Here is a 23,381-nt window from a genome sequence, read left to right on the forward strand (position 1 = left end):
ACAAATCTTGCAACTTTAATAGCAATTCAGTTGGCCAAAACTAACTAATTTTAGACTGTTCAACAATTTAATTTTATTGCGATGACACCCCTTATAACCCCGCGTAATCTAAGTTTAACAACCTTTTCCGGACTCCTTGGGTTCCTGGTAGTTTCCTGTGGATCCTACGACTCGGCTTCCTATTACGACAGCGATGGCATCTACGCCAGTCCGGCTGAGCGCACTGAAAGGGTGGTTGTCCGGGAATATCAACAGCCACAGGTTAAAACAGAGTCGACCGGGGACGATTTTTACCAGGATTATTTCGGGGAAAAATCGAGGGAGCTCGATGAATACATGGATGGCGAGGTATTTACGGATGCGGATGCCTATTCGAGCACTACAGAGATTGACAGTTTAGGCCTGGAAGAAGGAAATTATATCCAGAATTACAACGACTACGGCGGCCAGCCGGGTTGGGGTGATAGCGGTACTAATGTATCCATAAACCTCTACGGTGGCTGGGGCGGTGGCTGGGGCTATTCCGGCTGGGGCTGGGGCGGCGGCTGGGGCTGGGGTGCCGGCTGGGGCTGGGGTTATCCCTCATACGGCTGGGGCTGGGGCTGGGGCTGGGGTTTTCCAGGATACGGCTACTGCTGTGGTGGTTATCCGGGCTGGGGCTGGGGTTATCCAGGATATGGCTGGGGCTACCCAGGCTATGGCTGGGGTCATTATCCCTATTACAGATACGGTGGATATGTCAATAGCCGCAGAGGAAATTACAGTAGATACAATAATATTAATGCACTCGGAGGCCGTTCTGTAATGGCAGCCGGGAATAGTTCAAGAGTGCGCTCCAATAGCGGGCGGTCTAACCTGGATCGCGGCAGCAGTGGCAGGAGTTCGAATATACGCAGCGTGGACCGGAGCAGGACATCGGCCTCGAGGAGCAATTCGCGGTCTGTAAATCGAAATCAGAGCGCGATTGCCAGAAACAATGCATATAGGAGTAGCAAAAGCACACGTTCTACGCCAAGGTATGGCAACAGTTCGCGATCGAACCGGACCTATACGGGTGCGCCACGAAATTATACAGCTTCAAGGGGTAATACCTATTCCAGAAGTTCCGGAAACCGGTCGGGATCCAACTACTCCAACCGCTATTCCAGGAGTTCCAATTCTTCAGGAAGAAACTATAGTGGCTCATCGAGGCCAGGCTCTTATCGCAGTTCGGGCAGCAGCCGATCATCTGGCAGCATGAGGAGTAGCGGAGGCGGCATGCGTTCATCCGGTAGTATGCGAAGCAGCGGAGGCGGCGGTATGCGGTCCTCAGGCGGCGGTCGCTCCGGTGGCGGACGCTCCGGTGGTGGACGTTCCGGCGGACGCGGTGGCTTCTAATTATTCCCTACTAATTTAAAACAATCCCAATGAAACATATCTATACCCTCAGCTTCGTATTGCTATGCACCTTGGCGAATGCACAAACGATAAATGATGTTCTCAGATTCAGTATTGAGGACGTACAGGGAACGGCGCGTTACCAGGCTTTAAGTGGTGCTTTTGGTGCCCTCGGGGGAGAACTCTCCGCCCTTGGCATCAATCCGGCTGGTTCAGCTGTATTTAACAACGGGCAGTTCAGCATCACCGGAAGTGTTCACCAAAAGAAAAACAATTCACTTTTTAATGGCTCGGCTACAAGTACAAGTGGGAGTCGTTTTAAACTCAACCAGGTGGGGGGTGTCTGGGTGTTTAAGAACTACGGAGGCGGTGACTGGAAGAAATTGGCACTCGCTGTTAATTACGACCTCGTTCAGAATTTTGACAATGAAATCTTTATAAGGGGAAATACCCCTGTAGGTATCGACCAATATTTCCTGAATTATGCCCAGGGGGTTCCACTGGGGCCACTAAGGGTTCAGGAAGGCGAATTCATCGAAGATGCATACCTAGATATTGGAGGGAGTCTGGGATTCGGTGCCCAGCAGGCATTTCTCGGATTTCAGTCTGGTTTTATTGACCCTGTTGATTTTGAAGACAACAACAATACAGAATATTTTTCCAACGCAGATTACGATCGGGTAGATCAAAGCTATCTGCAAAGCTCTTATGGGTATAACAGCAAGTTCACAATGAATTTTGCAGGACAGTACAAGGACTTTCTCTCCATCGGAACATCCTTGAACTTCCACTCCGTCTTTTACGAAAGTGTCACCACCATTAATGAGAGTTCGTATAGCCCGGACTCCGAAATACAGTTGGGGAGCTTCGATAATTTCCTAAGAACCCAGGGCTCTGGTTTTTCAATTGGCCTGGGTGCCATAGCGAGACTTGGTGATATTTTCCGGGTTGGGGCGAGTTACCAGTCCCCTACCTGGTATCAGCTTGTCGATGATTTATCCCAAAGGGTAAATTCGGATTTTCCGGACAAAAACCCGGATATCACTTTTATTGATTTTAGCATCGTCAACTTTTTCCCGAGGTACACAATCAAATCCCCTGCCCGCTATACCGGATCCCTTGCCATGGTCTTTGGTAACAAAGGACTGCTCAGTTTTGACTATGGCTTCCAGGACATGTCACGAGCGGAACTGCGTCCGACTTCTGACCCCGATTTTAATTCTGAAAACATATTTATTTCCCAGCAACTCGGGGGTGTCTCCACCCTGAGAGCAGGGGGAGAATATCGCATTGGCAGGGTGAGCTTCAGAGGTGGGTACAGATCGGAACAAAGCCCGTACAGGAACAATTCCGAATGGGGTAACCTTCAGGGTTACTCGGGAGGTCTGGGATTCGGCTTTGGTCCGAGTCGCCTGGATTTTACCTTTAGCCAGACCCGGCAGAATATTCCACAATCCATCTTTGAACTGGATATCAGCAGTGCCTCGGTAGAGCGTGTGAATTCCTTCTACACCTTTACCTATACGCTGAATTTCTAATATCGGAAAGCACCTTTTAGAGGAGCGGGGAAACTCAGGCCTATCGCTTGAGGGAAAAATGGGAACGAATGACGTTATTTACCACTTCTCCACCCTCGACCCGGCCGTATTCCAGTCGGAACCAGTAATCCGAAGCCGGGAGTTGTCGCCCGTTGAAGGTACCGTCCCATCCCTCACTGGTCTCGTCAATTTGTTTTAGCAATTTCCCATAGCGGTCAAATATAAAAACGACCGGATCGGCAAGGGTCTCGAGTCCCTGCACATTCCATGTATCGTTTATCGAATCGCCGTTTGGGGTGAAAAATTTGGGATATCCAAGGACGAGAAATGGGATAGGTTCGGTTGTCCCGCATCCATTTTTATCGTTGACCACCAATTGGTTCTCCCCTGGCGGTAGATCCCGGAAGATTGGCGAATCCTGAAATGGACTTCCATTTACAGAATATTCGTAACTACCTCCCCCCAGCACCACGACTTCCACATCATTACTATCAGAGAGATCACTCAAAGTATCCACGCGAATCGGGCCAGGAACCCCATAAAAAATAATCAGGATATCATCTGTAATCGTTTGACCCGTAGAGGTCTCAATCTCGACAAAATACCGTCCTGTATTCGGGCTGGTTACCGTATAGGTAAAGGCTGTGGGACCTGAAGGCAGATTGGTATCGGGCGTTCCATCCAGATCAATATCCACGGACCAACGCACATTGGTTATATCCGGACCTGCCGGAGAATTCAAAGCGCTCAAAACAATATCCGGATCCCCTGTGCAGGCCGTAATATCCAATCCCAGGAATTCATCCCTGAGGGTACAGTCCAGGGCGCTATTCTGATCGGCGTCCACAGAGGAACCCGTAAATGTCAGGATATACGACTCCGCATCCCCGTCAAAGTTTGTATTGTAGTTATTGATCAGCAAAAAGTAGAGCTCCCCTGCCTGAACATCGAGAAACTCGTCGTATGTATTCTGACTTCCCTTTACAAATGGAGCTCCTTCCTGACCGTTTTCCGGATTGACGCCCATTCCCGTAAAACGGGTGTCATTCACCTCATAATTACACCGGATGGGTTGCGCACTGCCAGAACTTATCGAGGCGCAATCTACGTCCGGACCATAGAGGGCAAAATCCCATTCTGCTGTGATGGTACCTCCCGGGGAAACCGGAAGCGCTTCAATATCGAATCCTATTTGCCCATCGGTCCCCGCCCGGAAGACGAACCATGACGTATTATTTTCAATATTTGCGGACCCGACACTCCCCTTCTCCAGGCATCCCGTCTGACGAATTACATCCGGATCAAAATCGTCTATATCCCCGGCCCCGTCTGCGACCCAGATAAAAGCTTCATCAGCACAGACAGGAATTGCCGAACGGCAATCCCCGGAATTCTGCCCGTATCCTTCTACGGCAAACAGGAGAAAAACCACTAAGAATAATCGCATAAACCGCATGCGGAAAGGTTGTTTTTACCTCTTATATAACTGGCATATCCCCTTTTTAGTATGGCATTTTTGGAGTTTTAGATCAATGCCATTTAAAGGCAGTAACAATTGGTTTTAACATGGGACTCCAAGTCCAAAAGATTCGAAACTCCCGATATCCGTGAATACCCTGCCTATGCGATCGAAAGCGCGGTCTTTTCCCCTCTTAAAATACCGCATTGGCTTTTTCCCCGGTTGTTCAGGGTCACAGGTGCCGTACTTTGAGCTTAACCGCTTCCATGTGCTAATTTGTAAGCGGAATAAAACATCCTCATAATCAAACAGGCCTTCCTCCTGAAAATAATGCATAAATAGTGGGTTTACCTCCTGCTTTTTTGGATGCGATGACCTTTCCATACAGGACTTAATTTCATTTGAAGTGCCCGCCGGACTTAACATGAATTTATACTGCGATGCCCAAGGTCACGGCTCCAAAGTGGCATTTTATGCATATCTTTGCCCTTTGAAAATTGATGTCTGATGAAAATTGATCCTGCCTTGGAAACCCCTCAGGAATCTCACGGAGATGACCACTTTTCGGCTTCCGAAAACACTCCCATGCGCAAAGACGCTTTTGTGCTCAGCGAAACCGAAAAAATTGAACGCATTTCCGAAAGTGTCAGGGACATCATGCTTACCCTGGGTCTGGATCTGGAAGACGATAGTCTGAAAGGCACGCCTAACAGGGTAGCCAAGATGTATGTAAAAGAGATCTTTGGAGGACTGCATCCGGATCGGAAACCCAAATCTTCCACCTTTGACAATAAATACAAATACGGGGAGATGCTTGTGGAGAAAAACATCACGGTCTACAGCACCTGTGAACATCACCTGCTCCCAATTGTGGGTAAGGCCCACATTGCCTATATTTCAAGTGGATCTGTAGTCGGGCTCTCCAAAATGAACCGCATTGTGGATTACTACGCGAAACGGCCTCAGGTTCAGGAACGGATGAACATTCAAATCGTCAGGGAGCTGCAGCATGTGCTGGGTACGAAAGATGTGGCTTGCGTAATCGATGCAAAGCACCTTTGTGTAAATTCCCGTGGAATCAGGGATGTTGACAGTAGCACAGTAACTGCCGAATACGGCGGTCGTTTTAAAGAGGAAGGTCTGAGAAAAGAATTCCTTGAATATATCAATCTGGAAACCGAATTCTAAGGCATTGCTTATGGCCCTCTACGAGGAACAAAACCTGCGAATCTACAATTCGCTGTCCGGTAAGAAAGAAAGCTTTACCCCTGTTCATGAAGGTCATGTAGGGATGTATGTTTGTGGCCCCACCGTATACAGCAAGGTACACCTGGGTAATTGCAGGACCTTTATGTCATTTGATATGGTTTACCGTTACTTCCTTCATTTGGGCTATAAGGTCCGCTATGTAAGGAATATCACAGACGCCGGACACCTTGAAGACGATGCGGACGAAGGGGAAGATAAGATTTCAAAGAAGGCCCGGCTGGAAAAGATAGAACCTATGGAAGTTGTCCAGCGATATACCACTGATTTTCACAACATCCTCCGAAAATTCAACTTTCTTCCACCCAGTATCGAACCCACCGCTACGGGGCATATCGTGGAACAGATTGAGATTATTAAAGCAATCCTTGAAAAAGGATATGCTTACGAAAAGAATGGCTCTGTATACTTCGATGTTCAAAAGTTCGATTCGGATTTTGAATACGGCAAGTTAAGCGGACGCAGGCTGGAAGATATGATTGCCAATACCCGGGAACTGACCGCCCAGGATGAAAAGAACAATCCGCAGGATTTTGCGCTGTGGAAAAGGGCTGAACCCAGGCATATAATGCGGTGGCCCTCTCCATGGGGAGAAGGATTCCCAGGCTGGCACCTGGAGTGCACGGTTATGAGCACAAAATACTTGGGAGAAACCTTTGATATACACGGAGGTGGGATGGACTTGAAATTTCCACATCACGAATGCGAGATTGCCCAGGCCGAAGCCCGATATGGCCAAAGCCCGGTCAGGTATTGGATGCATGCCAATATGCTGACCCTCAACGGCAGGAAGATGTCCAAATCCACCGGCAACAATCTGCTTCCGGAGGAAATATTTGAAGGTAATAATCCGATCCTCAGCAAAGCTTATTCGCCCAGTGTGGTACGCTTCTTTATGATGCAGGCGCATTATACGAGTATTCTCGATCTTAGCGATGATGCGTTGCTGGCTGCTGAAAAAGGCTATATCCGCCTGATGGATGCGCTGGCGCTTCTCGATTCCATTCCCATTTCGGAAAAGTCGGATGTAGATCTGAACGCCTGGAAACAAAGGTGTTATGATGCCTTAAACGACGATTTCAACACTCCAATCCTCATTGCCCAGCTCTTTGAAGCCGTCAAATGGATTCATCTTGCCAGGGAAGGACGACAGAACCTTAGCGCGGATGACAAAACAAATCTCGAATCGAGCCTGAATGCATTTGTTTTTGATATTCTCGGAATCCAAAAACCCATTGCAGGTACAGAGGCCAGCGGCAAAGTGGACGGTCTGGTCCAATTGCTAATCGACATGCGAAACAAAGCCCGGGCCGATAAGGATTACGCCACCGCCGATCAGATCAGGGATACGCTGGCGGAACTCGGGATCCAGCTCAAGGACGGGAAGGAAGGCACCAGTTATCAGCTCTGACCCGAACAGCTAATCCTGTAACATGTTTTGGGGCAATTTTGTCCACTGGTCCTAAACGAATTCAACTGATAAATTCTTGAAACGGCTGGTACTCTTAACCCGATAACCGACCGCATTGGTTTAGATTCCGGGAAAGCGTACCTTGTGACAAGAGGTTTCAGGCGCCATGAAAAATTCCATTTCAGCTCTTTTTATTTCCATGATCAGGGGGTATCAGAAGTATATTTCCCCCCTCACACCTCCGAGTTGCCGGTATCTCCCTACCTGTTCCCAATACTCCATTGAAGCCCTTCAGAAACACGGGCTGCGGAAAGGAGGATGGTTGGCCATTAAGCGGATTGGAAGCTGCCATCCCTGGGGCGGTTCCGGATACGATCCGGTTCCCGAAAAGGAGGAATCCTAAGTAAGGGGGGCTCCTTTAGGTATGGCCCAATTGGCCTCTTTTAGCTGACAGAGCCTCTGCGGCAGCACGAAATGATCCCGTCATAAATAAAAGCGCTGCAAGGATGACGCGTTCGGATTTACTATCTTAGCCCCCAAAGCCCCGTCTATGTTTTTTTTAGGTTTTACCTGGAATCCCGATGACACCTTGTTTAAACTTGGATTCCTGCAAATTAAGTACTACAACCTGCTTTGGATTGTTGCCTTTGCAGTTGGATGGTACATCATGAAACGTATTTTTGACCGGGAAGGAAAAACCCGGGAAGCCCTGGATTCCCTCTTCGTGTATATGGTCCTCTCCACCATGCTGGGGGCGCGCCTGGGTCATGTCTTTTTTTACGATTGGGATTACTATCAGAATCATCTGATCGAAATTCTTCTGCCAATTCGGGAGCGGGCGGGCAGCACCCTTTTTGGGTTGATCAACGGATACGAATTTACCGGATTTACCGGCCTGGCTTCCCATGGAGCGGCCATCGGTGTTATCATCGGAATGTATCTTTTCCACCGTAAACACAAGGACTTCAGTGTCCTGTATCTTTTGGATCGCATGGTTATCCCCACCGCCCTGGGTGCTTTTCTGGTGCGCCTGGGTAATTTTTTCAATTCGGAGATAAACGGAAAGATAACGGAGGCTTCCTTTTTTCTGGGTACGCGATTTGTACGGGATTCTGATGATATGCCAGCCCGCAAGGCCATGGCCATTACCGGAGAAGATACTCCGAATGCTGCTTATCACGCCCTCGAAGACAATCCGCAATTTTCAGAGTATTTAGAGGCCATCCCCTACCGACATCCCTCACAACTTTACGAGGGGGTCCTGTATCTCGGGCTTTTTGCGCTTTTGTATTACCTCTACTGGAATACCTCCAAAAAAGACCAGCCCGGATACTTATTTGGACTGTTCCTGGTCGCCTTATGGACCATCCGGTTCTTTGTCGAATTCGTCAAAAAGAGTCAGGGTGGGTTTGAAGAGAGTCTTGGATTGCTCAGTACCGGGCAATGGCTGAGCTTACCCTTTATCGCCATTGGGCTTTATTTCATGTTCCGCAAAACGAAATCCCATGCCGCTGCTTAAAACTCAGAAATTCGTGGTTTTCGGATTGATCCTGGTCGTTTTGAGTAGTACTGCCTGCAAAGAAGATCAGAGAACACTTACAGATACTACGCCTATTGCCTTTTCAAAAGAAGGGGAATTAGAAATCCTGAAATCAGATACCGATACTGTTCTTGCAGCCCTTGATATTGAATTGGCCTTGACCGATTACGAAATCCAAACCGGGCTGATGTATCGCAAGTCCATGGAAGCAAACCAGGGAATGCTATTCGTGTTTCAGGAAGAAGCACCGCACTCCTTCTACATGAAAAACACCCTGATTTCCCTTGACATCCTCTTTATTGATAAAGACCTCAGGATCGTGAACATACAAAAGAACACCACTCCCCTGAGTGAATCCGGTATCCCCTCTTCTGGTCCGGTGCAGTATGTACTGGAAATCAATGCCGGCCTGAGCGACCGTTGGAAGCTTGCAGCTGGCGACCGCATCCGGTATGAAAAAATCCCCTGAAAACCATAGCGAAAAGTCTGTAATGATACCCACCCAGGCCGAAAGGGATCTGGGGGGAACGCTCTTTATTCCCGCGGATCCGATTGGGCAATCCATACTGATCTCTTCAGCCACCGGGATGCTGCAAAAATTCTATTACGCCTTTTCCAGGCATTTTGCCTCTCTGGGGTATACGGTTCTAACGTTTGATTATTGTGGCATTGGTTCTTCCGGAGGAAGCCCTGACTTACTCAAAAGGAATCCCACCAACCTTATAGCGTGGGGAGCCAATGATCAGGCCGGCGCTGTGCGATTTCTAAAAGACTATGATCCGGAATCCCCGATTACCCTGGTAACCCATAGCATCGGAGGTCAGCTATGCGGTTTTAACCCAGAGCACCCGAGTATTGACAGGATCATTATGGCTGCATCTCAAAACAGCTACTGGAAAAGCTTTCCCGGTTGGCACAAAACCAAAATGTGGTCATTCTGGAATATGATCATACCCTTCACCATCCCTTTTTTTGGATATTTTCCAGCCAAACACCTCGGCCTTTTTGAGAATCTTCCGAAAGGAATGGCACGCCAATGGAGGCGATGGGGAAAACAGCCCGAATATATGATGGCCTTTAAAGATGCATCTTATTTTTTTGAGGACCTGAAAATGCCGATCTTATCCCTAAGTTTTCCCGCGGATCCCCTGGCCCCGCCAAAAACGGTAGACTGGCTGGCAAGGCAGTATGCCAGTGCCCAAATGAATCGGATTCACTATACGGACGAAGGGTCTGCACCCGGACACTTTGGATATTTCAGACCTGCGTTTAAAAACACGCTCTGGAAGTACACGCACCAATGGATTCTCACCGATGAATGGAACTAGGTATTTGCTCGAGCATTCTTCGACAGAAAGACTGATTTTTCGAAAGTTCAGTGCAGCCGATTATACGGATTGGTTTCCCTTTTACCTGGATCCCGCCAGCACAGGATTTTGGGAAGGGATTCCGGATTCCCCTGATCGGGCATGCCGGTCACAGTTCGACCGGATCTTTGAAAGGTATGACAAAGGTCTTGGGGGCATGAATGCGCTTATTGAAAGGGAACAACAGGTTCTCGTGGGAATGTGCGGGCTGCTTATCCAGGAGGTTGACGGAAAAAGTGAAATGGAAATAGGGTATTCCCTGTTGCCGGGGTTCAGAGGTATGGGTTTTGCAACCGAGGCCGGAATACACTGCAGGGATAAGGCGTTTGCAAACGCCTGGGCAGAATCTCTGATTTCAATTATCCATATCGACAATACCCCGTCGATTAATGTGGCATTACGATTGGGAATGACCCTGGATACCACTACGCAATACAAAGGCAACCCGGTCCACATTTTCAGGGTGGACAAGGCGCACCAATCTCTTTAGAAATTCCAGAAGTCGTTCCTGCAAGAAAGGAATCAGTCCTTTTTCGCCGGGCAGGTCGAAAGACCAAAAGGGGCGTAGAGCGGACAGAAACTAATAAAACTGGTGAGTACAAATACCCCGGCCAGCACGAGGAGCACAATACCCAGTGTCCCCGATATGGTCCCGGTATAATACAATACACCGATTACAGCTGCGATAATTAACCGGATCACGCGATCCGCATTTCCCATGTTTTTTTTCATACCATTAGATATTTAATTAGACAGAGCGGTTATACTCCATACGATCAGGCTGATGATCCCTACACAAAGCAGGCAGACCAAAACGAATTTACCTATTTTTCCTTTCATCGAATACCAAAAGTATGCATCCTGATCCGTTGAAAGACTGATCTTAATCAGCTTTTGCAAACTGTAAACTCTCCGGATGGCGTCAATTGGCTGCACTGCCACCCTTGTAATTTTTGGCATTACACCCCTCTTTTCGCCTGCATATTTTGCACTGAATTCCTGTTCGCGTACATTCGTGGTAAACCGCAGTTATGCCTGCCCATACGGCGATTTATACCGATAACAATTCTTCCAAAACCGAGCTTGCGAAGAAAATACTCAAAGGTGCAGCACCAGAACCCCTTGCTTTTCTCAACGGAAAAAGGGGCGTGTTTTTTTCCAATACCAGTCTGGGTGCATTTCTGGAGGCCGAGGCACGTTACGACCTCTCGGGCCTGAACCTGGGCAACCGTACCCTGAAATCCCTCTCGAGCGGAGAACGCAAAAAAGCCCTCCTCCTGCATCTCTTTCAGCAGAACCCGGATTTTATGATCCTAGATGACCTCTTTAACAATCTCGACCAGGCATCGCGGCAGGCGTTGAAATCGGAATTGAAAAGCCGGGCTAATCGAATCCTGCTCCTGCAATTTCTAAGTCGGGCTGAAGACCTCCTGCCGTATATCGAACAGCGGGCGCAACTTTCCGGATCCCGGATCATTGGTTTCCCCAACTATACGCCACCTTCACCCGGGACCCTATTGGAGGTTTATAAAAGGGAGCTTCCCCCTGCCCCTGTTCCAGAAGTTTCCCTTCCCGATGTGCTTATAGAATTCCGAAACGTAGATTTGAGTTACCAGAGTAGCCGAATCCTGCACAAGATCAACTGGAGAATAGAAAAAGGTGATTTCTGGGAACTCCGCGGGCCCAACGGAAGTGGAAAAACGAGTCTGATTACTATGATTATCGGGGACAACCCAAAGGCCTACGGAACGGAACTCTACCTCTTTGGAACCCGAAAAGGCAGTGGCGAAAGTGTTTGGGACATCAAAGAGAAAATCGGTTACTTCACCCCTGCCCTTACAGATCGGTTTCGAGGAAATCACAGTGCGGAAGCCATGCTGATTTCAGGTCTTCTGGATTCCGTTGGCCTGTACACCAAACCAACAGACCAGCAAAGGTTACTGGCCGGCAGATGGCTGGAATTACTCGGTTTATCCGATCTGGGGAATGTCTTGTTTGGAAAGCTGTCCCAGGGGCATCAAAGGCTTCTGATGTGTGCCAGGGCCATGATCAAACATCCGCCGGTCCTTATTCTCGATGAACCTACAGCAGGCCTGGACGAGTCTTCAGCGGCTCTGTTAATCGCCCTGGTTCGCAAAATGGCAGCTGAGAGCCAGACCGCCATCATCTTTGTATCGCATCGAAAGGAACCTGGATTGCAGGCTTCCAAAGTTTTGGAATTACGTCCCGGGGATGAGGGATCCCGCGGTATTATCCACTATACGGATCAAACATAAAAAAACCGCAGCCCGAATGGACTGCGGTTTTTCTAAATATCAGGAAATCCTTATTTCTTTCCTTTAGACAGTTTCCTCGAAAGGGTATCAAACATTACCGGTGTTGCGATAAAGAGAGACGAATAGGTACCCACAATTACCCCGACGATCATTGCGAACATAAATCCGCGAAGGGTCTCCCCTCCAAAGATGAATATCGACAAGAGTACTACGAGAGTAGTCAGGGAGGTGTTAAGTGTTCGGCTCAAGGTACTGTTCAGGGCCAGGTTCACATTTTCTCCGCCTTTCCAGCCCTTCTCATTGATAATCTCCCGAATACGGTCAAATACGACCACCGTATCGTTGAGGGAGTATCCGATAACCGTCAGGATGGCCGCTATAAACGCCTGATCGATTTCCATACTGAAAGGCATAAGGGCGCTCGTGGCTGAGAAGACACCCAGTACAATTAGCACATCGTGGAAGACCGCGGTAACGGCACCCAGTGAGAATTGCCATTTGCGGAATCTGAAAAGGATGTAGAGGAATACCACCGCAAGAGACCCAATCACAGCCCAAACGGCGTTCTTCTTTATATCATCTGCGATAGTAGGTCCTACCTTCCGGTATTTCATTACCCCAATATCTTCATTGGTCCCGCCGGGAACAAAATCCTCATAGGAGGTCCCGTCGGGAAGGTATTTCTGAAGGGTGGTGAAAAGCAACCCAAGGATTTCATCATCCACCTCGGTTCCCTGCTCATCTACCTTGTATTTCGTGGTGACCATTATCTGGTTGGCATCCCCAAAAGTCTTGGCACCTGCGCTACCCAGAACAGCCGTGAGTTCCCCGGTAATCTCTGCCGGGCTCACCGGATCCACAAAGCGAATCTGGTAGTTCCGTCCTCCCACAAAGTCAACGCCCTGGTCCAATCCTTTGGTGAAGAGCGAAAACAGACTCAGTACCAGGAAAATTCCCGAGACGACATATGCCACTTTCCGCTTAGAGAGGAAGTTGATGTTGACATTTGTAAAGAGGTTTTTGGTAAGAGGTGTGGAAAAGTCCAGTTTACGACCCCGCTTGGAAAGGTACCAGTCGATAAGCAATCGGGTAATAAAGATTGCTGTAAACAAGGAGGTGAGGATACCGATGATCAATGTGGTGGCAAATCCTTTGATCGGACCGGTTCCAAAGACCAGGAGGATCAATGCGGTAAGACCCGTGGTGATATTCGCATCCAAAATAGAGGAAAGGGCATTGTCAAAACCGTCTGAGACAGCCTGACCCATTCCTTTTCCTTTTTGAAGTTCTTCCTTGATCCTTTCGAAGATCAGTACGTTAGCATCCACAGACATCCCTATGGTAAGCACGATACCTGCAATCCCTGGTAAGGTAAGCACAGCCCCGAGGCTCGCAAGTACCCCAAAGATCAGGACGATATTAAAGACCAGTGCGATATCCGAAAACAACCCGGCGCGTCCATAGTAAAAGACCATCCAGACCAGCACAAAGATCATGGCGATCAAAAAGGACATAAAACCACTGTCAATCGCTTCCTGACCCAGAGAAGGTCCTACCACAAAAGAATCGATGATCTCAGCCGAGGCCGGAAGTTTACCCGCGCGCAGGACATTGGCGATATCTTTGGTTTCCGTAACGGTAAATGTTCCGGTAATTTCCGAACTCCCGCCGGCAATACCTCCTTTGGAGGAAACACCGGGGGCGGTGTAAACGCGATTGTCAAGCACAATGGCAATACCCGTATTATTCAGGTTGGCTTCATTGGTGAGTTCCTGCCATTCACGAGCACCTCTTACATTCATATCCATTCCGACTGCGGGACGGTTGTACTGATCGAACTGATCGCGCGCATCGCTGACGACATCCCCGCTCATTCTCGGAGTGTTGTCCCGGTTGGACTTAAGGGCAAAGAGAGCGGCAACTTCAGTACCTTGTGAAGGGCGTTCCCAAAGGAATTTGGTGAACTGGATTTCAGTGGGTAGCAACCTCCTGATTTGGGGTAGTCGCAACCAGGCACCGATCTCAGCTGTATCTTGAACAGCAGCCATACCCACGGCAAATCCGGGGCCGCTGAGTTGTAATTTTTCAAAAAGCGGATTCCGCTGTGCATCCAGGTTCAGAGAATCCTGGGCGACATCAGAAAGCAGGGAATCGATTTCTGATTCCGGTTTGACCGGGGTCTCTTCCTTCTCCACTATTGACTTGAGCGACTCATTGGCTTCAATGAAGAAATTGAGCAGGCTTTGGTTACCGGGCTCATAGGTTTCCCAGAATTCGAGTTGAGCCGTGCTCGAGAGCAGATCCTGGGCACGGGCAATATCACGGGCTCCGGGGAGCTCCACAAGAATCCGACCTGAATTCCCTTCTCTTTGGATGTTCGGCTGTGTAACACCGAAACCATCGATACGCTCGCGAAGGACTTCAAAAGCAGAAACTACTGATTCATCAACTTTTCGGCGTATAACACCTTTAACCTCTTCGTCGGACATCTCAAAATTGACCTCATCACTCAGGCCCTTATTGGCAAAAATATCCGGAGAAGCCAGTTTGGTATCCCCTTTAATCTGATCAAAGGCATCAAAAAAGAGTTCCAGATAGGTGTCATCGCTGTTTTTTGAAGCCAGATCCGCATCCGCCAGCGCTTTGTTAAAGACCGGATTCTTCGAATAATTGGCCAGTCCTTTCAGGATATCCTTAACGGAAATCTGCAGGGTGACATTTATCCCACCCTTGAGGTCAAGACCTTTATTCAGTTCCTTTTTCTTGGCTTCTTCATAGGAAGTAAAGCCCAGGATTGGGTTTTTTGAAATAGAATCCAGGTAGCGGGCCTCTACCGTCTCCCTTTCCGTTACGTAATCCGCTACATCGGGAGAAACTGAGGCTGCAGCGTAAGCTTCGGCGTCGCTTTCTATCTTGGATGTGATGAATGTATAGGAAAGCTGATAGATACTTACCAGGCCAAACAAAAGGGCGAAGAGCTTTATAAGTCCTTTATTCTGCATGAGTTATGAGGTTAACTGTATATTTTATGGTGTTGCAAACAGCGTGCAAATATATCATTTCCACTAGGAACTGCCAATAAAAACAATTGATTTGTAAGCACGTAGCACCCTGCATTTCACGCTAATGGACCTAGGGGCTTCCGAAAGCGAAAAGGCACCTCATTTCGAGATGCCTTTTCTGTAAAACTTAAAAATAGGACTCTTAAACGTCCAGCAGGCCATTGGTCTTGGAAACACCGGCAGCACTTTCCTGCATTTTGGCCTTTTCCGCCTCATTGAGTTCTATGGAGACGATCTTCTCAATTCCACCACGTCCAAGGATCACAGGTACCCCTATGCACAGGTCATTCAGGTCGTATTCTCCTTCCAGCAAGGTTGAACAGGGAAACATTTTTTTCTGGTCACAGGCTATCGCCTGTACCAATCCGGAAACGGCTGCTCCGGGCGCGTACCAGGCACTGGTGCCCAATAACTTGGTGAGGGTTGCCCCTCCTACTTTGGTATCCGCAGCCACTTGATCCAGGCGCTCTTCGGACAGGAATTCTGAAACGGCAATACTGTTTCGGGTGGCGTGACGCGTCAAAGGCACCATTCCCGTATCGCTATGTCCACCAATTACCATTCCATCTACATCAGAAATTGGGGCCTCCAGAGCTTCAGCCAGACGATATTTAAAGCGGGCACTGTCCAGGGCGCCTCCCATTCCTATAATTCTGTTTTTAGGCAGTCCTGTGGTTTTATGTACCAAATAGGTCATGGTATCCATCGGATTGCTGACAACAATTAAAATAACCTCCGGAGAGTGCTCCAGCAGGTTTGCCGCTACGGATTTGACGATGCCCGCATTTATTCCGATCAATTCCTCACGCGTCATTCCAGGCTTACGGGGAATTCCCGAAGTAATCACAGCAATGTCACTGTTTGCAGTTTTGGAATAGTCATTTGTAGATCCGGAAATCCGGGTGTCGAAGCCATTGAGGGAAGCACATTGCATCAGGTCCATTGCCTTGCCTTCAGCAACTCCTTCCTTGATATCAAGGATAACGACTTCCGACGCGAAATTTTTACTGGCAATATAGTCTGCACAACTTGCTCCTACTGCTCCTGCTCCTACTATGGTAACTTTCATATCGATTGATTTTATCGGGTTTCAAGAGTTGCAAAAATAGTCAATTTCCCTTGAAAAGACGCCTGTAACAACTCCTTAAAGTCAAGAGTTAAAAAAGATTCAAAATCACAGAAATTGTTAACGAAATATGCTTTTGATCGAATTATCCGGTTTTTGAACGACCGTACATCGAAAAATAACAATACCCGGATTCGGGCCTGCGTTGGCCTAAATACCGAATCTTAAAACCGACACCATGCGCACTTTTAGTTCCCTCATTATGATTCTGGCTATTTCTGCGATTAGCAGTTGTTCCGAAATTCCTGAAAATACTGACCCTGTAATTGGAATATGGGCCCAAACCCAGGCTTCCAGGGACAGTGGAGCCAAACATATGGAACGGGAGGAGTGGATTTTTAATGACGCCTATCTCGGACGTTACAACCTTTATGCCGGGGATGAATTAGTGGTGGAAACGGATTTTCAATGGGAAGCCCATGCCGATGTGTATACCATACACTATCCAGGTTTAAAGAAGGTTAAAAACGTAGTGAAAATAAAACAAAATCAGGAGGGAAACCTGCTCATGGACCTGCAGGGAAACGTCCTGGCTTACCGCGAATAGTTCCTGTTTTTTTTAATACCCTCAATTGCGAAAACAGCTGGCCTTACACAGCTGTTTTCTTTTTTTAAACCTATAAAAAAACCCCCGACCTGTAAGTCGGGGGTTTTTAAATTGAAAGAAGCGATGCTAGGCATCGATATTGGCATAAATGGCATTCTGCTCGATAAATTCGCGTCTTGGAGGTACTTCATCCCCCATAAGCATTGAAAATATCCTGTCCGATTCGGTCGCGTTTTCTATGGTAACCTGTCGCAGCGTTCTGAATTCAGGGTTCATCGTTGTATCCCATAGCTGAACAGCATTCATCTCTCCGAGACCTTTATAACGCTGTATACCCACTCCGGAATTTCCAAATTCCGTTGCAATGGTATCCCGCTCCTTGTCATCCCAGGCGTAGCGCTTTTTATTTCCTTTTTTCACCAAGTACAGCGGCGGGGTTGCAATATAGACATGTCCACCTTCAATAAGTTCCCGCATATACCTGAAGAAAAACGTCAGGATCAGCGTCTCGATATGGCTCCCGTCAACATCCGCATCACACATAATAACCACTTTGTGATACCGCAACTTTTCAAGGTTCAGCGCCTTGCTATCCTCCTCTGTTCCGATGGTGACCCCAAGGGCAGTATAAATGTTCTTGATCTCTTCATTCTCAAAAACCTTATGCTGCATCGCCTTCTCGACATTGAGGATTTTACCTCTTAATGGGAGGATTGCCTGTATGTTCCGATCGCGTCCCATTTTGGCAGTTCCCCCGGCCGAATCTCCCTCTACGAGGAATATTTCACACTTCTCGGGATCCTGTTCGGAACAATCCGCCAGTTTTCCGGGAAGTCCGCCTCCGGACATTGGGTTTTTACGTTGTACCATTTCCCGGGCCTTGGCAGCAGCATGGCGCGCCTGTGCCGCAAGGATCACCTTTTGAACGACCACTTTCGCATCGTCCGGGTGTTCCTCCAGGTAATTCGTCAGCATTTCGGATACTGCCTGACTCACGGCAGAAGAAACCTCTCGGTTGCCGAGTTTGGTCTTCGTTTGTCCTTCGAACTGAGGCTCCGCCACTTTGACGGAAACAATAGCCGTAAGGCCTTCCCTGAAGTCATCTCCGGAAACCTCGAACTTTACCTTGTCCAACATCCCGGAATTGTCTGCGTATTTCTTCAAAGTGGTAGTCAGTCCCCTGCGGAAACCCGAGAGGTGCGTACCCCCTTCATGTGTATTGATGTTATTTACATACGAATGTAAATTCTCCGTGTACGAAGAATTGTAGATCATGGCAACCTCAACAGGAATGTCATTTTTCTCACCCTCCATGGAGATGACATTCTGAATCAGTGGTTCGCGATTGCCATCCAGAAAACGTATAAATTCCTTTAAGCCTTCCTCGGACTTAAATGTTTCGTTTTTGAATTCGCCTTCATTATCCTTGTCCTTTACCCGTCGATCCGTGATGCTGATGGTAATCCCTTTGTTGAGATAGGACAATTCCCGCATGCGGTTGGCGAGGGTATCGTAGCTGAATTCGATGGTTTGCTGGAAAATCTCCTCATCCGGGTGGAAGGTGACCACAGTCCCTGTCTTGTCCGAATCACCGATGCTTTTTACGGGGTATAAACTCTTTCCCCTCTCGTATTCCTGTTCCCATACCTTGCCTTCGCGATGTACGGTTGCCTTGAGGTGGTTGGAAAGGGCATTGACAACCGAGACCCCTACCCCGTGCAGTCCACCTGAAACCTTGTAGGAATCCTTATCAAATTTTCCTCCGGCCCCAATCTTGGTCATAACTACCTCGAGGGCAGAAACACCTTCCTTTTTATGCAGGCCGACGGGAATCCCCCGACCATTATCTTCGACGGTGACGGAATTGTCCTCGTTTATGGTAACGTGAATGGTGTCGCAATAGCCTCCCATGGCTTCATCGATAGAGTTGTCCACTACCTCATAAACCAGGTGGTGCAACCCGCGTACCCCGACATCTCCAATATACATGGATGGACGCATCCTTACATGCTCAATCCCCTCCAGTGCCTGAATACTATCGGCGCCATAGGCCTTCTTATTTTCTTGTTCGCTCATACCTGTTTTTAGGAAATTCGACTTCAAATTTTACAATCTTACAAATATACGGAATGGCCCATGAAAACTGTGCTTTCCGAGCATTCAATGCTTTGAAGTTATCAACAATTTAAGAACAATTCCATCGATTTTTAAGCCCATAAAGCTTCCCCGAAAGATGACATTTATTATGTTGTTAAACTGGAGTAACCTGTACCTTTGCCCAAGTTTGAACTCAAACCCCTGCTTCGCATGGCTGATTCGAGAACCGCATCCTTAAAGTTACTGCCCCAAATGCAGAAGGTGGTAGATATTCAGAGTAAAATTATCTACTTCCTGCTTGCCATTATTCTGGCCTTTGGGCTGACTTACGCCCTGTACGAACCCGTCATGAATCAGGCCCAGATTTACGTGCTTTTCCTGTTGTTTCTCGCCGTGGGACTCTGGGTTACCGAGGCAATACCCCCTTTTGCCGTCGGATTGCTGGTTTTCGGGTTTCTCATTTTTGCGATGAACAGTTATTATTCCAAGATAGACCCGGAAAATGTTCAGTCCTATTACAGCGAATACGTCAATTCATGGTCCAGCAGTGTAATCTGGTTGATGCTGGGTGGTTTTTTTATGGCTGAAGCCATGCGGAAAACCGGGTTGGACAAAGAAGTCTTCCGCATGTCAATTGCAAAATTCGGCACGAATCCGAAATACATCCTGCTGGGGATGATGCTCACCACAGCCCTCTTCTCCATGATCATGTCCAATACGGCAACCGCGGCCATGATGATCGCTTCTGTAATGCCATTTATCAGTACCCTGGAAGATGATGCACCGTTTACAAAGGCTTCACTGCTCGGAATCTCGGGAGCCGCATCCCTTGGAGGTATGGGAACTCTGATCGGATCTCCTCCCAATGCCATCGCTGTGGAGGCCCTCAATACGCATGGTATTGATGTAGGTTTCCTGGAATGGATGCTCGTTGGCTTTCCCCTTGCTATTATCCTTACGCTAGTCTTTTGGTTTTTACTCATCCGAAAATACATTCCAAGACGCACGGAAATGCATATTGAACTGCCCTCGGAAGAAACTGCGGAATACCAGGTCAATTACAGGTTTGAACGCATTAAAAAAAGGGTTGTCCTGATCGTAATGGGGCTGACCTTACTTTTGTGGCTAACCGAAAAAGCCCATGGTATCCCCGCTTCTGTGGTTTCACTCCTTCCCATTATTCTGCTGACCATGTCGGGCATTATTAACGGGGATGATGTGCGTCACCTGCCCTGGGACACACTCATGCTGGTAGCGGGGGGACTCGCCCTCGGATTGGCGATAAAGGAAACCGGGCTGGCCGATCTGTATGTAGAAAAAATCCAACAATTCGATTTGAATTTCTACGTCATGGTACTCGGTTTTGGCTTTCTTACGATTTTCATGTCCAATGTTATGAGCAATACGGCCACGGCGACCATACTTATCCCGGTGGGGATCATTCTTACCTTTGAGAATCCGGTCATATTGCCCATCGTAATCGGTTTAAGTGCTTCATCGGCTCTGTTCCTGCCCATTTCTACGCCCCCAAATGCCATCGCCTATAGCACCGGAAAACTGGAGCAAAAAGATTTTCGCCTCGGAGGGGTGGCGATGGGATTCATTTCACCCATTCTCATCACGGTCTTCGCCTTTATAATCTATGCCCTGGTGACTTAAGAGGATTAGGGTACACCCGGAATGCTGCCCTTGAGCCTTTAGTTACATGGGTCTGATGGCTCTGGTAGTGCAACCTGAAGCAACTATACCTCATAGGCCTCTTCGTGCACCTGGTGAACAGCCCTGCCCGAAGGGTCGTTCAGATTCTTAAAAGCCTCGTCCCATTCCAGGGCCGTTTGCGTACTGCAGGCCACAGAAGGCTCTTGGGGCACACTGCGAGCCGCTGCATCGCTAGGAAAGTGCGATTCAAAAATCTCACGGTAGTAGTACTCCTCTTTACTGGTAGGGGGTTGTATCGGAAAGCGGTAATGGGCATTGGTGAGCTGGTCGTCGCTAACTTCTGCCTCCACTACTTCTTTCAGCGTATCGATCCAACTGTATCCCACTCCGTCCGAAAACTGTTCTTTCTGTCGCCAGGTCACAGACTCGGGTAGATACGACTCAAAGGCTTTTCTGAGAACCCATTTTTCCATCCGCCCATCTCCGATCATTTTATCACTGGGGTTCAGGCGCATGGCGATATCCATGAACTCCTTATCCAGGAAAGGAACACGACCTTCAATTCCCCATGCGGCAAGGGATTTGTTCGCCCTCAGACAATCGTACAGGTGGAGTTTATCAAGTTTACGGACATTCTCCTCGTGAAATTCTCGCGCGCCCGGAGCCTTGTGGAAATAGAGGTAACCGCCAAAAAGTTCATCGGCTCCTTCTCCGGAGAGCACCATTTTTATACCCATCGATTTGATGACCCGGGCCAACAGATACATAGGGGTTGAGGCACGTACAGTGGTTATATCATAGGTTTCCAGATGATAGATAACATCCCGCAAAGCATCGAGGCCCTCCTGAATGGTAAATTCCACTTCGTGATGAACCGTATCAATGTGCTCGGCTACCTTCCTTGCCGCAGCGAGATCCGGGGAACCTTCAAGTCCTACTGAAAAGGAATGCAGACGGGGCCACCAGGCTTCTGTGGTATCGTCCGCTTCGATGCGCATCGCTGCATACTTTTTGGCGATCGCCGATGTTATTGAAGAATCCAGTCCGCCCGATAGCAAAACGCCATAGGGTACGTCAGACATGAGCTGCCGATGTACAGCTTCTTCCAGCCCCTTGCGAAGGGCAGGAATATCAGTTGGATTCTCCGCAACGGCATCATACTCCTGCCAGTCCCTGGTATACCAGCGCTGCAAGCCGGAACGCTCACTGCTTAAAAAATGTCCCGGAGGGAAAACTTCAATCCGGACACAAACGCCTTCGAGCGCCTTCAATTCAGATGCCACGTAAAAAGTACCGTGTTTGTCCCATCCCATATAGAGCGGGATTATTCCCATATGATCCCGGGCGATGAAATAACGATTATTGGGCAGGTCATAAAGTGCAAATCCAAAGATCCCGTTGAGGGAGTCCAAAAATCCGGTACCTTCTTTTTTATAAAGTGCCAGGATTACTTCGCAATCGGATTGGGTCTGAAACGCATACGAATCGCCCAGGGCCTCGCGAATGGCCCTGTGGTTGTAAATCTCTCCATTGGCGGCAAGTATGAGCTCCCCATCGGCACTGAGAATCGGCTGCCGGCCCGAAGCCGGATCGACAATTGCCAGGCGCTCATGGGTGAGAATTGCGTTCTCACAGGCGTAAATACCACTCCAGTCCGGACCCCGGTGTCGCAATTTACCGGACATTTCCAGCAGGCGTGACCTCAATTCAGAAGCGGGTTGTTTTAAATCAAATGCACAAACGATTCCACACATATCAATATAAATTTGATTCAAATATTGATTTAAAGTTTCTATTTTAAAACATTTAATTCATAATTAATTTCATTTTTTACTATTATAAGTGTTTTTTAATTATATATGAAAGTTTAATTTGAATAAACCACCTGATTAATATCGGTTCGTAAGAACTCTAAATTTTAACGAGTTTTTAAAACAGGGCTCTTCTAAAAGGGTGTAGTTTTAGCCATCTAAAAAAACCATTCAGATGAAAAAATACCTAACGCTTTCACTTTTTGTACTTGCACTTGTTTTTACAACTTCCTCAAACGCCCAGGAATTCAGCGGGCTGGACAAGAGCCCCATGGATATGGCCAGCTTTCCTTCCAGCTATAAAGTTTCCGACAAGGCGATGCGAATTGTTTATGGACGGCCCCAGCTCAAAGGGCGATCGCTCAGCGATCTCGCACCGGCTGGCAAAGTCTGGCGTACCGGGGCAAATGAAGCTCCTGAAATCACTTTTTACAAGGACGTCAAATTCGGTGGCCAGGATGTAAAGGCAGGGACCTATGCCCTGTTTACCATTCCAGGTGACAAGGAATGGACAGTAATCCTGAACAAGAATCTGAATCAATGGGGTGCTTATACCTACGACGAAAAAGGAGATGTAGCCCGGACTACTGCCGCTGCAAGCACATCCGGAGAATCCCTTGAAGCTTTTTCCATCGCCTTTAAAGAAGTTGACGGCGGTGCGCATATGGTTATGGGATGGGGTAACACCCGCGTAGCAGTTCCAGTAATGTGGTAATTGTATTCCCTTTCTAATCCAAACATGGCGGCCTCAATGAGGCCGCTTTTTTTTTGGTTCCTGTGAAAAAATCATCCGTTGTGGGAGCGGTATCTGTGTGCCTTGCCCAAAAGACCATCCTATCCGCAAA

At 48.1% G+C, this 23,381-nt stretch carries 20 protein-coding genes; 13 read left to right on the top strand and 7 right to left on the bottom strand.

Translation table 11 applies throughout. The features are described from left to right. The first annotated feature begins 81 nt into the window (after window positions 1-81). Together QU605_RS05725 and QU605_RS05730 are read left to right on the top strand one after the other, a co-directional pair. Complete coding sequence (locus QU605_RS05725) at window positions 82-1,377, top strand: hypothetical protein (RefSeq protein ID WP_289724317.1); 1,296 nt, start codon at window positions 82-84, stop codon at window positions 1,375-1,377. Window positions 1,378-1,406: 29 nt separating this feature from the next. Then, window positions 1,407-2,915, top strand: coding sequence for an aromatic hydrocarbon degradation protein (locus tag QU605_RS05730; protein ID WP_289724318.1), 1,509 nt, complete (start codon window positions 1,407-1,409; stop codon window positions 2,913-2,915). 40 nt (window positions 2,916-2,955) lie between these two features. Here QU605_RS05730 and QU605_RS05735 read toward each other — a convergent pair whose 3' ends face one another. Together QU605_RS05735 and QU605_RS05740 are read right to left on the bottom strand one after the other, a co-directional pair. Further along, window positions 2,956-4,371, bottom strand: a complete 1,416-nt coding sequence (locus tag QU605_RS05735) for a T9SS type B sorting domain-containing protein (RefSeq protein WP_353655879.1) — start codon at window positions 4,369-4,371, stop codon at window positions 2,956-2,958. A 105-nt stretch (window positions 4,372-4,476) separates the two neighbouring features. Next, window positions 4,477-4,758: a hypothetical protein gene (locus tag QU605_RS05740; protein WP_289724319.1), complete on the bottom strand. Its 282-nt coding sequence runs from the start codon at window positions 4,756-4,758 to the stop codon at window positions 4,477-4,479. 123 nt (window positions 4,759-4,881) lie between these two features. Here QU605_RS05740 and folE point away from each other — a divergent pair, with 123 nt between their 5' ends. From folE to QU605_RS05775, 7 genes are all read left to right on the top strand, one after another. Next, the gene (gene folE / locus QU605_RS05745; protein ID WP_289724320.1) at window positions 4,882-5,562 is read left to right on the top strand and encodes a GTP cyclohydrolase I FolE; all 681 of its coding nucleotides are present in this window, start codon (window positions 4,882-4,884) and stop codon (window positions 5,560-5,562) included. A gap of 10 nt (window positions 5,563-5,572) precedes the next feature. Next, complete coding sequence (gene cysS / locus QU605_RS05750; protein ID WP_289724457.1) at window positions 5,573-7,051, top strand: cysteine--tRNA ligase; 1,479 nt, start codon at window positions 5,573-5,575, stop codon at window positions 7,049-7,051. Between the two features lie 166 nt (window positions 7,052-7,217). Then, window positions 7,218-7,454: a membrane protein insertion efficiency factor YidD gene (gene yidD, locus QU605_RS05755; RefSeq protein WP_289724321.1), complete on the top strand. Its 237-nt coding sequence runs from the start codon at window positions 7,218-7,220 to the stop codon at window positions 7,452-7,454. A gap of 147 nt (window positions 7,455-7,601) precedes the next feature. Beyond that, window positions 7,602-8,570, top strand: a complete 969-nt coding sequence (lgt, locus tag QU605_RS05760; protein ID WP_289724322.1) for a prolipoprotein diacylglyceryl transferase — start codon at window positions 7,602-7,604, stop codon at window positions 8,568-8,570. Further along, window positions 8,557-9,060: a DUF192 domain-containing protein gene (locus tag QU605_RS05765; protein WP_289724323.1), complete on the top strand. Its 504-nt coding sequence runs from the start codon at window positions 8,557-8,559 to the stop codon at window positions 9,058-9,060. Before lgt ends, QU605_RS05765 begins: the two co-directional genes overlap by 14 nt. Further along, the gene (locus QU605_RS05770; protein ID WP_289724324.1) at window positions 9,044-9,919 is read left to right on the top strand and encodes an alpha/beta hydrolase family protein; all 876 of its coding nucleotides are present in this window, start codon (window positions 9,044-9,046) and stop codon (window positions 9,917-9,919) included. Before QU605_RS05765 ends, QU605_RS05770 begins: the two co-directional genes overlap by 17 nt. Then, a complete protein-coding gene (locus QU605_RS05775; protein ID WP_289724325.1) occupies window positions 9,906-10,448 on the top strand; it encodes a GNAT family N-acetyltransferase in 543 nt (180 codons plus the stop codon). The genes QU605_RS05770 and QU605_RS05775 overlap by 14 nt, the downstream gene beginning before the upstream one ends. Before the next feature lie 32 nt (window positions 10,449-10,480). Here the strand turns inward: QU605_RS05775 and QU605_RS05780 are convergent, their stop codons facing one another. After that, entirely contained in the window at window positions 10,481-10,690 is a 210-nt protein-coding gene (locus QU605_RS05780; RefSeq protein WP_289724326.1) for a YgaP family membrane protein, read from the bottom strand. Between the two features lie 299 nt (window positions 10,691-10,989). On the opposite strand from QU605_RS05780, the gene QU605_RS05785 reads away from it, so the two are divergent. Continuing rightward, the gene (locus QU605_RS05785; RefSeq protein ID WP_289724327.1) at window positions 10,990-12,234 is read left to right on the top strand and encodes an ATP-binding cassette domain-containing protein; all 1,245 of its coding nucleotides are present in this window, start codon (window positions 10,990-10,992) and stop codon (window positions 12,232-12,234) included. A gap of 50 nt (window positions 12,235-12,284) precedes the next feature. Here QU605_RS05785 and secDF read toward each other — a convergent pair whose 3' ends face one another. Next, the gene (gene secDF / locus QU605_RS05790; protein WP_289724328.1) at window positions 12,285-15,236 is read right to left on the bottom strand and encodes a protein translocase subunit SecDF; all 2,952 of its coding nucleotides are present in this window, start codon (window positions 15,234-15,236) and stop codon (window positions 12,285-12,287) included. Window positions 15,237-15,438: 202 nt separating this feature from the next. Next, window positions 15,439-16,365 (bottom strand): malate dehydrogenase, encoded by a 927-nt coding sequence (locus QU605_RS05795; protein ID WP_289724329.1) that lies wholly within the window; start codon window positions 16,363-16,365, stop codon window positions 15,439-15,441. A 235-nt stretch (window positions 16,366-16,600) separates the two neighbouring features. On the opposite strand from QU605_RS05795, the gene QU605_RS05800 reads away from it, so the two are divergent. Then, a complete protein-coding gene (locus QU605_RS05800) occupies window positions 16,601-16,969 on the top strand; it encodes a hypothetical protein (protein WP_289724330.1) in 369 nt (122 codons plus the stop codon). A 126-nt stretch (window positions 16,970-17,095) separates the two neighbouring features. Here the strand turns inward: QU605_RS05800 and gyrB are convergent, their stop codons facing one another. Beyond that, window positions 17,096-19,045 carry a DNA topoisomerase (ATP-hydrolyzing) subunit B gene (gyrB, locus tag QU605_RS05805; protein ID WP_289724331.1) on the bottom strand — a complete coding sequence of 650 codons (1,950 nt, stop codon included), beginning with the start codon at window positions 19,043-19,045 and terminating at the stop codon, window positions 17,096-17,098. 231 nt (window positions 19,046-19,276) lie between these two features. On the opposite strand from gyrB, the gene QU605_RS05810 reads away from it, so the two are divergent. Continuing rightward, a complete protein-coding gene (locus QU605_RS05810; RefSeq protein ID WP_289724332.1) occupies window positions 19,277-20,725 on the top strand; it encodes an SLC13 family permease in 1,449 nt (482 codons plus the stop codon). Window positions 20,726-20,808: 83 nt separating this feature from the next. Here the strand turns inward: QU605_RS05810 and asnB are convergent, their stop codons facing one another. Then, window positions 20,809-22,479 carry an asparagine synthase B gene (gene asnB / locus QU605_RS05815; RefSeq protein WP_289724333.1) on the bottom strand — a complete coding sequence of 557 codons (1,671 nt, stop codon included), beginning with the start codon at window positions 22,477-22,479 and terminating at the stop codon, window positions 20,809-20,811. Window positions 22,480-22,711: 232 nt separating this feature from the next. Between asnB and QU605_RS05820 the strand changes: the two genes are divergently transcribed. Beyond that, on the top strand, window positions 22,712-23,251 hold the full coding sequence (locus QU605_RS05820; protein WP_289724334.1) for a DUF2911 domain-containing protein: 540 nt from the start codon (window positions 22,712-22,714) through the stop codon (window positions 23,249-23,251). The last annotated feature ends 130 nt before the right edge of the window (window positions 23,252-23,381 follow it).

It is taken from the genome of Robiginitalea aurantiaca, assembly GCF_030380815.1.
Taxonomy (GTDB): Bacteria; Bacteroidota; Bacteroidia; order Flavobacteriales; family Flavobacteriaceae; genus Robiginitalea; species Robiginitalea aurantiaca.